The sequence below is a fragment of the Bacillus sp. JZ105 genome (assembly GCF_053903125.1).
Genome location: NZ_CP096387.1, coordinates 275,845 through 289,209 on the forward strand (window position 1 = coordinate 275,845; position 13,365 = coordinate 289,209).

The 13,365-nt window shown below is 42.1% G+C and carries 14 protein-coding genes; 6 read left to right on the forward strand and 8 right to left on the reverse strand.

Annotated features, from left to right (window positions below):
* Positions 1 to 312 precede the first annotated feature (312 nt).
* From M1D81_RS01515 to M1D81_RS01525, 3 genes are read right to left on the reverse strand one after another with little or no spacing between them, the layout of a single operon-like run.
* Positions 313 to 969 carry a response regulator gene (locus tag M1D81_RS01515; RefSeq protein ID WP_456265847.1) on the reverse strand — a complete coding sequence of 219 codons (657 nt, stop codon included), beginning with the start codon at positions 967 to 969 and terminating at the stop codon, positions 313 to 315.
* Entirely contained in the window at positions 966 to 2,180 is a 1,215-nt protein-coding gene (locus tag M1D81_RS01520) for a histidine kinase (RefSeq protein WP_456265846.1), read from the reverse strand. The genes M1D81_RS01515 and M1D81_RS01520 overlap by 4 nt, the downstream gene beginning before the upstream one ends.
* Before the next feature lie 18 nt (positions 2,181 to 2,198).
* On the reverse strand, positions 2,199 to 2,663 hold the full coding sequence (locus tag M1D81_RS01525; RefSeq protein ID WP_456265845.1) for a DUF1453 domain-containing protein: 465 nt from the start codon (positions 2,661 to 2,663) through the stop codon (positions 2,199 to 2,201).
* Positions 2,664 to 2,821: 158 nt separating this feature from the next.
* On the opposite strand from M1D81_RS01525, the gene M1D81_RS01530 reads away from it, so the two are divergent.
* Complete coding sequence (locus M1D81_RS01530) at positions 2,822 to 3,751, forward strand: aldo/keto reductase (protein ID WP_024424368.1); 930 nt, start codon at positions 2,822 to 2,824, stop codon at positions 3,749 to 3,751.
* 32 nt (positions 3,752 to 3,783) lie between these two features.
* Here the strand turns inward: M1D81_RS01530 and M1D81_RS01535 are convergent, their stop codons facing one another.
* Together M1D81_RS01535 and M1D81_RS01540 are read right to left on the reverse strand one after the other, a co-directional pair.
* Positions 3,784 to 4,749 carry a sensor histidine kinase gene (locus M1D81_RS01535; protein ID WP_456265844.1) on the reverse strand — a complete coding sequence of 322 codons (966 nt, stop codon included), beginning with the start codon at positions 4,747 to 4,749 and terminating at the stop codon, positions 3,784 to 3,786.
* Between the two features lie 11 nt (positions 4,750 to 4,760).
* Positions 4,761 to 5,462, reverse strand: a complete 702-nt coding sequence (locus M1D81_RS01540) for a LytR/AlgR family response regulator transcription factor (protein WP_456265843.1) — start codon at positions 5,460 to 5,462, stop codon at positions 4,761 to 4,763.
* A gap of 161 nt (positions 5,463 to 5,623) precedes the next feature.
* On the opposite strand from M1D81_RS01540, the gene M1D81_RS01545 reads away from it, so the two are divergent.
* Genes M1D81_RS01545 through M1D81_RS01555 form a run of 3 tightly spaced genes read left to right on the forward strand, consistent with a single transcriptional unit; the run spans position 5,624 to position 7,903 of the window.
* On the forward strand, positions 5,624 to 6,364 hold the full coding sequence (locus M1D81_RS01545; protein ID WP_041116533.1) for an ATP-binding cassette domain-containing protein: 741 nt from the start codon (positions 5,624 to 5,626) through the stop codon (positions 6,362 to 6,364).
* Positions 6,364 to 7,530, forward strand: a complete 1,167-nt coding sequence (locus M1D81_RS01550; protein ID WP_456265842.1) for an ABC transporter permease — start codon at positions 6,364 to 6,366, stop codon at positions 7,528 to 7,530. Before M1D81_RS01545 ends, M1D81_RS01550 begins: the two co-directional genes overlap by 1 nt.
* Before the next feature lie 34 nt (positions 7,531 to 7,564).
* Complete coding sequence (locus M1D81_RS01555) at positions 7,565 to 7,903, forward strand: hypothetical protein (RefSeq protein ID WP_103132614.1); 339 nt, start codon at positions 7,565 to 7,567, stop codon at positions 7,901 to 7,903.
* 187 nt (positions 7,904 to 8,090) lie between these two features.
* Here the strand turns inward: M1D81_RS01555 and M1D81_RS01560 are convergent, their stop codons facing one another.
* Positions 8,091 to 9,152 (reverse strand): DUF4352 domain-containing protein, encoded by a 1,062-nt coding sequence (locus M1D81_RS01560; RefSeq protein WP_024424362.1) that lies wholly within the window; start codon positions 9,150 to 9,152, stop codon positions 8,091 to 8,093.
* A gap of 527 nt (positions 9,153 to 9,679) precedes the next feature.
* On the opposite strand from M1D81_RS01560, the gene M1D81_RS01565 reads away from it, so the two are divergent.
* Entirely contained in the window at positions 9,680 to 10,108 is a 429-nt protein-coding gene (locus tag M1D81_RS01565; RefSeq protein ID WP_024424361.1) for a cell wall hydrolase, read from the forward strand.
* Positions 10,109 to 10,227: 119 nt separating this feature from the next.
* Positions 10,228 to 11,007 carry a glucose 1-dehydrogenase gene (locus M1D81_RS01570; protein WP_024427225.1) on the forward strand — a complete coding sequence of 260 codons (780 nt, stop codon included), beginning with the start codon at positions 10,228 to 10,230 and terminating at the stop codon, positions 11,005 to 11,007.
* Positions 11,008 to 11,027: 20 nt separating this feature from the next.
* Here M1D81_RS01570 and M1D81_RS01575 read toward each other — a convergent pair whose 3' ends face one another.
* Complete coding sequence (locus M1D81_RS01575) at positions 11,028 to 12,068, reverse strand: acyltransferase family protein (protein WP_024427226.1); 1,041 nt, start codon at positions 12,066 to 12,068, stop codon at positions 11,028 to 11,030.
* Between the two features lie 210 nt (positions 12,069 to 12,278).
* Positions 12,279 to 13,271: an LLM class flavin-dependent oxidoreductase gene (locus M1D81_RS01580; RefSeq protein WP_456265841.1), complete on the reverse strand. Its 993-nt coding sequence runs from the start codon at positions 13,269 to 13,271 to the stop codon at positions 12,279 to 12,281.
* Positions 13,272 to 13,365 lie beyond the last annotated feature (94 nt).

The window sequence follows — 13,365 nt, forward strand, 5'->3', positions numbered from 1 at the left end:
GTTGATGCTCCTTTGCTTTTCTTTCGTCATTTCATTCCCGGTATCTGACTATGAAAAAAGAAACAGATAAAATGGTATATTCGGGTGTTAAAGGGGAAAATATCCTAATGACGATTTGCACTATTCATTCTATCGGAATTCATTCAGGATGAGGAATAGGTTTTATTCCCTATTTTTGATAGTTTTTAACACAATCACCTATAAAATAAGAAATTAAATAAGCATAATATACTAGTTAATAAGTATTAATTTATAGATTTATTTTAGGTTTTAAATGTTTTTTGTATAAAAATTTTGAAATGAAGGTAATTTTTATTTCACGAGGCGGTGCCGGATGGCGAAGACGACAGCCTGTGTACGGTCTTGTGCATTGAGCTTTTGTAAAATACGGTGCACATGTGTTTTTACCGTACTTTTGCTGATAAATAATTGATCAGCGATGTCTTCATTCTTTAGGCCATAGGCCATTTGCTGTAATACATCGCGTTCACGTTCTGTAAATGATTCGTGAAGCAGATGAGTGTGATGTGTATGATTTGCCTGCTGAAGAGCTCGTGCCATCATGTGCTCAGAGGCTGCCGTTCGAAAGACAGATTCACCAGCAAAGGCGGTGCGGATGGCCTCAATTAATTTCTCGGGCATTGTATCCTTCAGCAAATAACCGACTGCTCCTGCACGAATCCCGTCAAAGACGTATTCTTCCGTATCAAAGGTCGTGAGAATCACAACTTTTACATCTGGATGCTTTTTTAAAATGTGCTCTGTTGCTGTGATGCCATCCATTCCAGGCATTTGTACATCCATCAGCAGTACGTCTGGTTTGTTGATCAAGCAGAGCTCAACCGCCTCCTGACCGTCTGACGCCTCCCATATGACGTCAATATCCTCTTGAGCGCTTGCAATATAACGAAATCCTTGGCGGATCAGCGGCTGATCATCAATAATGCCAATCTTAATAGGGTTTGTCATGTCTCGGAGTCCTCCTTGATAGGAATTTGAACATGGATACAAAAGCCGTGCGGCTCGCGTATGGACGTCTTGAGGGAACCGCCTGCTGCGTCACACCGTGCCTTCATGCCTGACAGTCCAAAGCCAAATGAAATATCTTTTTCGCTGGTCAAATATCCATCGTCTTCAATGTTCATCATCAGCTCATGCTGGTCGTTAGATAGTGTAATGGTCATCGCGGTGGCCTTGGCATGGCGAATTGTATTGGTGATGGCTTCTTGTAAAATGCGGTAAAGCAGTTCAGATACGGAGAGCGGCCATTTTTTATACGTAAGCTGCTCTGTATGAAAGTGAATGTCAAGCTCACCCGATATCTCTCCTTGCTTGATGAGGCTGCGAAGTCCGGCAAGTCCGAGACCTGCATCATCTGACGCCATATGATGAACCACAGAACGAACTTCGGTGAGACAATTTTTAGAAATATGGATCAGCTCCTGAAACGTCTGCGTCATCTGCTCTGGTTCTTCCTGCTTTAAACGGTAGGGCAAAGACTGCAGCTGGACAATCATCGAGGTTAATTGGTGACCGATACTGTCATGCAGGTCACGTGCAATTCTGCTTCGCTCCTCCAGCACTGCAAATTGGAGTGACTGAACGGTCGCTTCTTCAAGCTCCATATGCGCCTTTTTCAATTGTTCATGGGCTTCTGATAATTCCTTGTGAACCAATTGCAGTTCTCCGAAGTGTTCTTCCTTTAATTCCTGTTCACGCCGCCGCATTCTAGAAATCAAAACAAGTGTATACACAAGCAGCTGGAATAGCGGGAGAGTGATCACCATGTTCCAAGAAAAATCGTTTATATAATAGCTGATCCCACTGGTGAAAAAGATGATAGCAAATAGATAGGGATGATGCGCCTCTGAAAAACGAAAAGCGATAAAGCCAATCATAAAAAAGGTCAGCCCAATACTGTCTTGGATTTCACCTGTCACCAGCCACAAGAGATGTGTCAGAATCCACATCAAGAAGAGCATGAAAAATTGTTTTTTAGGTGACAGCTTGCTTTTTGGAAAAAGACAAAGGAGAAAAACCAAATAGACGAAGGTGCGAAACACCAATTCGCCTAATGAAAGGGGCTCATACATTTGAATATACATATAGGTCAATACAAGGCCTAATACGAATTTCCGCCTTATTTGACCTAAAAGCTTGAGTGGCTGCTGAAGGTTCATATCAAAAACTCCTGTCTGTCAGTTAATAGCAGCAGATGCCTTGATGTTCATATATCTTTTTAAAAGAATAAAACGTAAGCCGATCATACTGCCGATTGGAAGGAATGTCAGTCCATTTGCGAAAATGATCAGGGAATGACCGCTATCCTGTACAATTGAACCTACTGTCATCCGGATAAGGATGATTCCGATGAAAAAAAGTGTTCCATAAAGTGAGCTGGCGGCGGTGATACGCCCCGACTGTTGATCATATGTTACTTTGTATAGTTTACCTCTCCATAGCCCGATTGCAAAACCTGCGAGTGCAAAGACAATCATTGCAAGCAGGCTCATCGCCGTGATTTCAATATGCTGGGTAAAGGAATAAGAGAGTGTGCCTAATAAAATGAGCGGTCCTATGAGAAGCCTGATGGGGCGGATTTCTTTTTCCTTGCCTGTTCTTAAAAGCAGAATAATCATAATGATGACAATTTGAATGGTCATGACAAGATCTCCTTTTCGTTTTAGTCTATCTTCATCATACGCATCTTCTATTTTCGCCGCGTCCACCTGCAGGTTGATTTTAGAGAGCGGTATACTTGAATGTTGGAAATGATTCGTGGGAAAATAAGGATGATTATGTAGATAAGGGAGATGAGCTTTTGAAAAAGGTAACGCTTGGACGAACTGATTTGCAGGTAAATCCGATAGGGCTTGGTACGAATGCAGTAGGTGGACATAATTTATTCCCGAATCTTAGTGAGGATGCTGGACGGGAGCTTGTGGAGACGGCTCTTGATCAAGGTGTTAATTTCTTAGATTCTGCTTTTATTTATGGGCTGGGCCGTTCAGAGGAATTAATCGGTGAGATCATTGCCAAAAGAGGCGGCAGAGAAAAGCTTGTCCTTGCGACAAAAGGAGCTCATAAGGAAGTAAACGGGCAAATTGAACTTGATAACAGCCGTGATTTCTTAAGAGAGCAGGTTGAAAATAGCCTGAAACGACTGCAAACTGATTATATTGATTTGTACTATATGCATTTCCCAGATGGACGTACGCCGCTCGAAGAAGTAGCAGGCACATTAAAGGAATTGAAGGACGAAGGGAAAATCAGGGCAATCGGTGCATCAAACCTTGATTTTGAACAGCTTCAAGCCTTTAACCGAGATGGCTACTTAGACGTGCTTCAATCGGAGTATTCTCTGCTGAAACGTCAGGCAGAGCAGGATCTTCTTCCATACTGCGTCGAGCATGGTATTTCCTTTATTCCTTATTTCCCATTGGCATCAGGCTTGTTGACTGGGAAATTTACAAAAGATGCGACATTTGATGATATTCGAGCAAAGGACCCGCTTTTCCAAGGCGATGCATTCCTTTCAAATCTCGAAAAAGTAGACAAGCTGAAAGCCATTGCTCAATCAAAGAATGCAGAAACAGCACACGTCGCACTCGCTTGGCTCTTAGCGCAGGATGGCATTGATGCTATTATTCCAGGGGCAAAACGAGCAGACCAAGTGCTGCAAAACCTAAAAACAAACGATGTTCAATTAACAGAAGAGGAAATCAATCAAATCGATAAGATTTTCTCTTAACACTAAAAAAAGGTGCAGCTATGCACCTTTTTTTATGACATGGTGAGAGGGATTTTGATGACGAGCCGCAAATTTGGAGAACGGTAAGTGAAATCAAGTGTACCGTCTGCCTTTTCAACAAGCTGTTGAATGATATACGTCCCCATGCCTTGATGATCGCCGCCTTTTGTCGAGCGGCCAAAAGTTTTGAACAAATGATCTAACACGTGTTTTTCCATACCTTTTGTGCTGTTTTCACAATGGATTAAAAATAGCCCGCTCCGAATAGAGGTCGTGACCGAAATACTGCCCTCTTTTCCGGCTTGCTTCGCTTCAATCGCTGCATCTAGAGCATTATCAAGCAGGTTGCCAGTAAAACTAACCTGATCCGCCTTTGAAAAGGGCAGCGATGAAAAGGGTGCTTGAAGATCTAGTGAAAGTGCAATGTCCTCTTTCTCAGCCCGCTCCAAAAAGGGATGTAGGGTTGAGGCTAAATATGCATTTTCTCCTTTCATCCATGGGAAATGTTTGACGTATTGCTGAATCAAATCTATGATTTCATGCTCGTCGTTCGATGCGGAAAAGGCATTTAAATGTCTAGCTGTTTCATGATGTTTACTGCGCAGCTCAAGAAGTAATTCGTTGGTTCTTGATTCTGCGTTTATGAGCTCTTGAAGCTGTCCATTTAACTGTTTCTCTGTCTGCATCACCTTCAATGAGAGGATATCAACTGTCACCATGATGATGAGCGCCAAAAGACAGGTCAGCTCATTCGGTTGCGTTAGAAACAGCAAAAGGCCTGTGCAGGTAATGAGTATAAAAGCGCCTAATATCACATCACCACTCGTATAAGGCAAAAATCTTTTGTACATAAAGAATGTATAAACACACATCACACAAAAGGTAAGAAGCCACAACACAATGGATGAAAGCGGCAGAAAGGCTTCAGCAGCTGCATGAAACGCAAGACCTAACCATATGAGAGCATACATGCGAAATCCAAGATAGAAAGCGTTCACGTTTGTTCTCCTTAAAAATAGTATTTCTTAAAGAATTCTAATTGCTGCTTGGTCATCATGGCTTTTTTATCTGTACCTTCAAAAGACACGATATACGAATTTTTAGCATACGCCGAGAAATTCTTAATGTAATGAATATTGATAATAAACGATCGGTGGGAGCGGATAAAATCCTTTTCAGCTAAATCACCCTTTAGCTCATTTAATGTCTGATAGGTCTGAATTTCTCCTGTCGTTGTCACGATAGTGGTTGACCTGCCTGTTCGCTCAACAAAAATAACATCCTTTTTCTGCAGCACATGAATATCTGACTGCTGTTTAATGAGAAGCCGTCCATGAATGCTCTTCTCCTGCTTGGTGGACATATAACGCTCTAAGCATTTGGCAATTCGATCAGCTTGGTAGGGCTTCATAATATAATCATGTACATTCAAATCAAACGCATGGACCGCATATCCACTGTTTCCTGTCACAAAGACCACATCGACATTCAGAGCGTGAGAGTGAATGAGGTCCGCTAATTCATAGCCGGACATTCCAGGCATTTCAATGTCGGCGAACAACAGATCAATGTCTCCTTGTTTGACCTTCACATATGCATCCTCTGCTGACTGCGTGACAAAGACGATGTCCACAGTCTCCATCCTGCCTACAATGGCGTGCAGCTTTTCTAAATCTACTCGGTAATCGTCGACGAGACCTACTTTTATCATAAAAATCACCTATGACTATTCTTATTATTTGTCTATTTTACCATTTGTTTTTTTGAAATAGATCATTTCAAGACAGAAAAAGGACGTTTCGCGACATTTTTATATCAGGCAAGCGTTATTTTTTCTATCATAGACTTAGAAAGTTGAAAGGGGCGAACCACATGATTACTCTCAGCGATTGCAGCTGCTGGTTTAAAGATAAGAAAAAAGTCGTGAAAGCGATGAAACACATGACGTTCTCCGTGAAGGAAGGGGAAGTCGTTGGCATTCTAGGAGAAAATGGTGCAGGAAAAACAACATTATTGCGCGCCGTAGCCACATTATTAGAGCCTACGCACGGATCAGTCACTGTCGCAGGCTTTGATACGGTGAAAGAAGCAACAGAAGTGAAAAAGCGAATTGGTGTCTTGTTTGGCGGAGAGACGGGGCTTTACGACCGTTTGACGGCACGAGAAAACCTTGAATACTTTGGCAAATTGTATGGCTTAGATCAGCATGAAATCAAAGCAAGAATAGAGGATTTGGCAAAGCGTTTTGGGATGAGACAATACATGGATCGCAAGGTGAAAGGATTCTCAAGAGGAATGAAACAAAAGGTGGCGATTGCCAGAACGTTAATTCATGATCCTGACATTATTTTATTTGATGAGCCGACAACAGGCTTAGATATCACGTCGAGTAATATTTTCAGAGATTTTATCCATCAGCTCAAGCAGCAAAATAAAACGATCCTCTTTTCAAGCCACATCATGGAAGAAGTCAGCCAGCTTTGTGACAGTGTCATGATGATTCATCAAGGAGAGCTTGTTTACAAAGGGACACTTCCAGAATTATATGCACAGGAACAAAGTGAAGACTTGAACTATATCTTTATGTCGAAGCTCGCTAGGGGGATTTCATAATGTGGAAAACCGTCTTTTTGAAAGAAATGACAGATGCGCTAAGGGATCGAAAAACGCTGCTCTTAACCGTACTGATTCCTCTTTTGACCATGCTTGGGCTGGTGTTCTTTTATGAAAGCATGATTGCAGATCCAGGGGATAAAGCCTATACAGTCGCCATTAATGACCAGCTTCCAGCCGAAATGAACCAAATGATCAAAGAGGTCAAAAACCTAAACCTTGAAACATTTGATGATCCGCAGCAGGCCGTCAAGGATGGGGAGGCAAATGCTTACCTGGAAATGCCGAAAGAGGCTGGCGATATGCTCAAGCATCAAAAGCCATTCGCCATTAAAATTCATGGATATACGACAGATGATGATTCGGTGATCACGGTTCAAATGCTGCAATCATTGCTGGAGCAGTATCAAAACCAGGTGGTCGAGAAGCGTTTAGCAGCCGATCAAATCGATACGTCCGTTATTCATCCGTTTGAAGTGCAGTCCGTTGATGTAGAAGAAGGTGATGAAGGGGAAAATGGAGTGACCACTATGCTGTTGTCGATTCTCCTTCCAATGATTTTAGTGACCTCCGTGATCTCAGGAGCTTTACCGGCTGCGCTTGATATTGTAGCGGGTGAAAAAGACCGAAAATCCATTGAAGCGTTGTTCCTGACACCTGCGAGCAGACTCCAGATTCTCATCGGAAAATGGCTTGCTGTCTCCATGTTCGGGATTTTAAGTGGGATTGTGGCGATCGGCATGCTGCTCCTATCCACTTTGCTCTTTACAGAAAAGCTGAAGCAAGCTCTGAACTTTGGTGATCAAATGTGGAGTATTATCGCCGTCATGTTTGCGGCGCTCATCATCTTCTCCTTCATGGTATCCATGATTGAATTGCTGCTCAGCGTGATGTCAGGCTCAGTCAAAGAAGCGCAGTCGTACATGTCCATGATCATTACATTAGGTGTGATCCCAATGTTCTTTACCATGAGAGCAGGTGCTGCGCAGCTAGATACGTATTACTTTGCCATCCCATTCCTCAATATTCATGCGCTGTGTAAGCAATTGATGTTTGGTATCATCGATCCAATGTCCATCACCCTGACACTCGGCTCCTCAGCCTTGGCAGTCGTCATCCTGTTTGTCATCGTCAGAAGCTTGTTTATGAAAGAGGAAATGTTATAATTATCCTAATTTTACCAAAGGGAGGAGTTCGGGTATGTCTTATCAAACAGATGACGATGATGTGTTAGGACTATGTAATATATATGCTCAGCAAACACATCATTTTGAAGCCTTTATTTTGGGAAACAGGGTAGGTTTATTAGAATTAAAAAATGCAATAGACAAGGCTTTAGAAACCGGTAGTTCTACTGCAACGTTATTCCCTTCTGATTATGAGGGATATGATGTCTATATTGCTTTAGTAGACGATGAGCAAAGGTTTGAAAAATTAACAACTCCTTATGTAGAGGAATACGCACAAGAGGAAGATGCGGTTGATCCAATCGAGATCATGAAAGAATATGAAGCTGAAAAGGGGAATTCTTCTTCATGAAATATTCTCGTTATGAAAAAAAGCTGGACCTCACTATATTAATAGTAGCAGCCGTTACTATATTTATGGTGGACATTCAGTGGGTGTGGTTGTCGATTTTCTTGCTTTCTTCTCTGTATTTCGGAATCAAATATAGGAAACAACCGAAATAAATTAAGAAAAAACCCCCGGGATCGGGGGTTTTCCTTTAGTTCTTGATGAATTTCTCAACTAATGAGCTTGTTTTGTAATCGTTCAAATCAAGTTTCCATTGGTCGATATCATTTTTCTTCATGTTGACTTCTACTGTTTCTTCAGAAGATGATGGTCCTAATTTTTTAAACTCATCTGGGTAAATTGATAGTAAGTATTTTTGCGCTTCATCGTAAGAAGCTGAACGGTTTTTGCTGTAGAACTCAGTTGCTTTCTCTTTCAAACGATCGACAAGCGGACTTGCATCGATTGGTGTAAGCGTCACAGTCACGACAGCTTTATCACCACTGATGGATTTTGTTTTTGTTGAAACTTTTGATTTTTCAGCTAATGTTTCTTTCACAGCTTTCAGTAGCTTATCAAGGTTTTCATCCTTCGCTGAGCTAGAAGAAATACCTGAAGAAGTGATGTAACCTTGTTTGAATGATTTATCAAATTCGTTCACAACAGTTGATTTGTTATCACCTGTTAGTTTTTCGAAATCATCGTTTTTCTTACCAAAAATCATTACATCAATATAAGAAGAAAGAGCTTTTGCAGATGCTTGTAGTGTATCTGCTTTTTTCATTAAGTCTTTTCCTTTAATATCGAATTCTAGTGTTTTGTCATCTTTTTTCGATCCACTGCCTGGCTCTGTGTAAACAAGCTGATAGTCCTTGTCTTTGTCAACAACAAAGAAAAGACCGCCTTTTGTCACTTTGTCTGCATTTAAAGAGCTTGATGATAATACTTCGTTGTAGTCATCTGGAGAGATTGTAGATACCTGTGCGTCATCTTGGTAAAGCGTGAAGTTGCTTTTATCAACATTGAGAGGCTCTTTGCTGATATTTTTTACAGATACATTCACTTTTAGTACATACTGATCATCCTGTACAGATGTATCGTATTGAGGTGGTAATGTGTACTCAGCACTTTCTACCTTTACCTCTGCTGCATCAAGAGATTTTTTGGTATCGTTTTCTTTCGCAGCTGTTTTGTCTTTTCCACCACTACAAGCAGCAGCGACAACAGTGACACACAAGATCAGAAGAAACAGGGATAATTTCTTTTTAAACATGGCGTGTTTTCCTCCTCGGGTTTATGGTGAATTTCATTGAAAAGCTGTAGTTCATATCATTCTTTTTGCACAAAAAGAAAAATACTGTATGTTTTTTACTGTAGAATGAAGCGAAAGTACTGTCAATACCTCAGTGCGTTTCCGAGGTTGATTGGCTTCAAGTAGTAAAAATGACACTAAGTTGAGAGGAGAAACTTGTAATTTATTATTTGATATCTCCTGTAGAAACTCAACATTTTATATTTTAAGGTTTTGAGTCGGATTATTGAATAGGTTCAAATGACTGTTTTTGAAGATGATGTCGCAATTAGAAGGATTTTTATGACTTGTAAATGAGTATATAGTAATGAATATTTCTTCCTGATATGTATATGGTCACTTGGTTTGAGTGTTGTTGGCAGCGAGACACATGTCCAGCAATTTTAGACAGGCTGCCGACACTGAACGTGCTTTTTCATGTCAAAATGGCAGTCATCTACACAGAAACGCTACATAAAATAAAAGAGAAACGAACAGGAGGTGGATGTATGGCAGTGGTAAGAGCGACAAGCTCTGATATTGATTTAATGGCCAGACTGCTGAGAGCGGAGGCAGAAGGTGAAGGGAGGCGAGGGATGCTGCTCGTAGGAAACGTGGGCATCAATCGTTTGCGTGCCAACTGCTCTGACTTTAAAGGGTTGCGTACGATTCCACAAATGATTTATCAGGAGCATGCATTCGAAGCGGTCACGCATGGTTACTTCTATCAGCGAGCACGAGAAACGGAAAAAACACTTGCGCGGAGAAATATTAACGGAGAACGTTTTTGGCCGGCAAAATTCAGCCTTTGGTATTTTAAACCGCCTGGCGATTGTCCGGCGACTTGGTACAATCAGCCGTTTGTGGCAAGGTATAAGTCACATTGCTTTTATCAGCCAACTGCCGAAACGTGTGAAAATGTTTATAACACCTTTTAGCTTGATGAAACGCACAACCCTCTTCGAGTACAAATGCAGAGGGTTGTGTTTTTGTTTTTTCCAAAATGGGTAACCATTGTGTATCAGCAAGATGAAGCACGTGAATGGAGGAAATGAAGATGTATCAAGATTTAAAAGGGAAAACAGCCATTGTCACAGGCTCTTCAAAAGGAATTGGACAAGCGATCGCATTGCGGTTTGGACAAGAGGAAATGAATGTGGTTGTGAACTATAAAGGCGATGAAGATGGAGCTGAAGAGACCGTACAAGCCATTCAGAAGCACGGAGGTGGGGCGGTGAAAGTACACGCAGATGTCTCCAAAGAGGAAGGCATCCAAGCCATCATGGATACAGCACTGGAGCATTTCGGTACAGTAGATGTATTCGTCAATAATTCAGGCTTCAACGGCGAAGAAGCGCTGCCGCATGAGATGACGCTGGAGCAATGGCAAAACGTCATCGATGTCAACATAACAGGTGCATTTTTAGGCGCAAAGGCTGCGCTCGCCTATATGATGGAGCATGACATCAAAGGATCGATTTTAAATATTTCCAGTGTCCATCAGGAAATTCCGCGCCCGTTTAATGTTCATTATTCCACTTCAAAGGGCGGAATGAATATGATGACGAAGACGCTGGCTCTTGATTATGCCGAAGCAGGTATTCGAATCAACGCGATTGCGCCGGGTACCATGGCAACCGAATCGAATGATGATTTACAGGATGAATTGAAAAAACAAAAGCAGCTTGAGAAAATTCCGATGAGAACCTTTGGTGAACCGAAGGAGATTGGGGCCGCTGCTGCATTCCTCGTTTCTAAGGAAGCGGCGTATATCACAGGCACCACCTTATTTGTAGATGGTGGAATGACACTTTATCCTTCTCAAATCAATGATTAATCCAAAAAACATCCGCCTGTTCATCCGGCGGATGTTTTTTGTTCGTAGCGTTGAGCGGCTTTGGCTGGTTTGCCGAGCAGCATCGGGTATTTGCTCAGGAAGGAGATACATGGCACCATGAGCAGCAATGTGCCAATCGTATAAAAAAGTGTCCAAGAGAGCTGTGCTGTATCAGCAATATTGATACCGAGTCCATAAAAAACAAATGCTTTCATGATATCGATACCGGCAAACTGCAAGACAAGAATGACAATAGAATTACGTCCTAGATACGTCAAAATAGGGGATGTTTTCAATTTAAAGCTTAAATAAATCACGGCAGCTGAACCGAGCAGAGCACATGCGTAGAAAATAAAGAGATCACCGTAGTCGTTGACGCGCATATCGATCCGTGAATTAAAGCTTTGCATGTAAGCCGTCAGCACAAGCAGACCCGTACATAAAAGAAGGGTTGGATCTGTTTTTAATTCCACAAACCATTGCTTTGCTAAAAATCCAATCGAATAAAATACAACAGCCGTCAAGGCGACATGGGCGTTCCAAGGAAGACTTTGATCTAAAAGCAAGGTAGAGGCATATCCAGCACCTCCGCAAAGAACAGTCAGCAAGATCACGGCAGCGGGTTTTCCTTTAGAAAGACGATGCATAAAGAAAAATAAAATTTCCACTAAAAAGAGCGTCGTTAAAAACCAAATCGCTGGGTTATGTGTGAGTCTTGCTTCATCTGCATTGGATATGAAAATACCTGTAAACGGAACGAAAGGATCAATATCCGTTTGTCCCTTGAATGCGAAAAAACGGGTAACGGAGAACCAAAATACATACGTAATGATGGAGAAATAGAGATAGGGCAAGAGTAAGCTTTTGGCTTTTTTCTGAATAAATGACAAAGCAGGGGATGAGGATGATCGAAACATCATGCCTGATAGTAAAAAGAAAAGCGGCATATGAAAAGAGTAAATGAATTGCTTGAGCGAATCTGGAATGGGCACATGCGCCATGACCACGAGCAGAATGCCAATTCCTTTAGCTGCATCAACCCAATCGAGTCTCTTTTTCATGTCTGTCATCTCCTTCTTTCTCAGCGTTGTAAACCGTTCATTGAATATGTACCTCTACTATATAAAAGGTACACCTCTTATGCGTTTACAGTTCGCTAACGATTAGAAGACACATTTGCGATCAGATGACAGACGGAAGAATTTTGACATCTTGATGTTACATTTCCCATTTTTTATGACAATGTAAAAAAGAAGCCTGGAAAGCTGGCTTCAAAATAATTCTGCTATTCGCTTGAAGGAACGTTGTTTTTCGATCGGATCAAAGGAATTGTTCAGAATCATGATGTCATCCGTTTGATAGCGGTTCATCAAGGTCTGTAATTGCTCTTTCACCGTTTTCTTCGAGCCGACAATCATCCGCTGGCGGTTTTGCAGCACTTTTTTCTTTTCCTGTGTGGTGTAGTGATAGGCGCTTGCTTCTTCTATAGAAGGAACGCGGCTGTCCAGTCCTTTTTCAACACGCAGCAGCCATAAATCTGTACTGCTGGCGATCCGGTCTGCTTCTTCATCTGTTTCACCGCAGATGACAAAGACGGCAAACATAGATTGTGGCTGTCTGGAAAAGACAGATGGAGAAAAGCGTGATCGATACGTCTCGAATGCTTGTGTGCCGCGTGCAGGATGGATAAAGTGGCCAAAAATATAATTGATTCCAAGCTCCGCCGCCTGCATGGCACTATTTTCTCCCAGCCCAAGCAGCCAAACCGGCGGATGAGCATCAACAAACGGAGCAGCTTTCACGCCTGCATGCGGATGACCAGAAGGCAGGCTGTCTGATAAGTAAAAAAGAAGGTCCTTCAGCTGGCGGTCAAACTGAGATAGGTCTTTTTTTGCTCCGTCCGTCAAAGCGAGTCTCGTCCTTTCGATCCCGCCTGGAGATTTGCCGACACCAATCTCAATCCGTCCAGGATAAAGGGCTTCAAGCTGCCGCGTAATCTCTGCTACTTTAAAAGGACTGTACTGAGGAAGTAAAATGCCGCCAGATCCGGTACGCAAAGTCGATGTATGAGCCGCAATATGAGCCATTAATATTTCAGGCGCTGTACTAGCGAGCCCCCTTGTGCTGTGGTGTTCAGCGAACCAATAGCGCTCATACCCAAGCGTTTCAGCCAGCTGAGCCAGCTGCGTTGTGTGAATCAATGTCTCCTGCGCTGTCTGACCTTTTGGAATGGCGACTTGATCTAATATATGAAGTGATGGCATCATCAACATCCTTTCATCAACATGCTGAATATAAGTATAAAGAAATCCATGGATGGAAGGAAACGAAAGGGTTTATCCTTTGATCACATGTTTT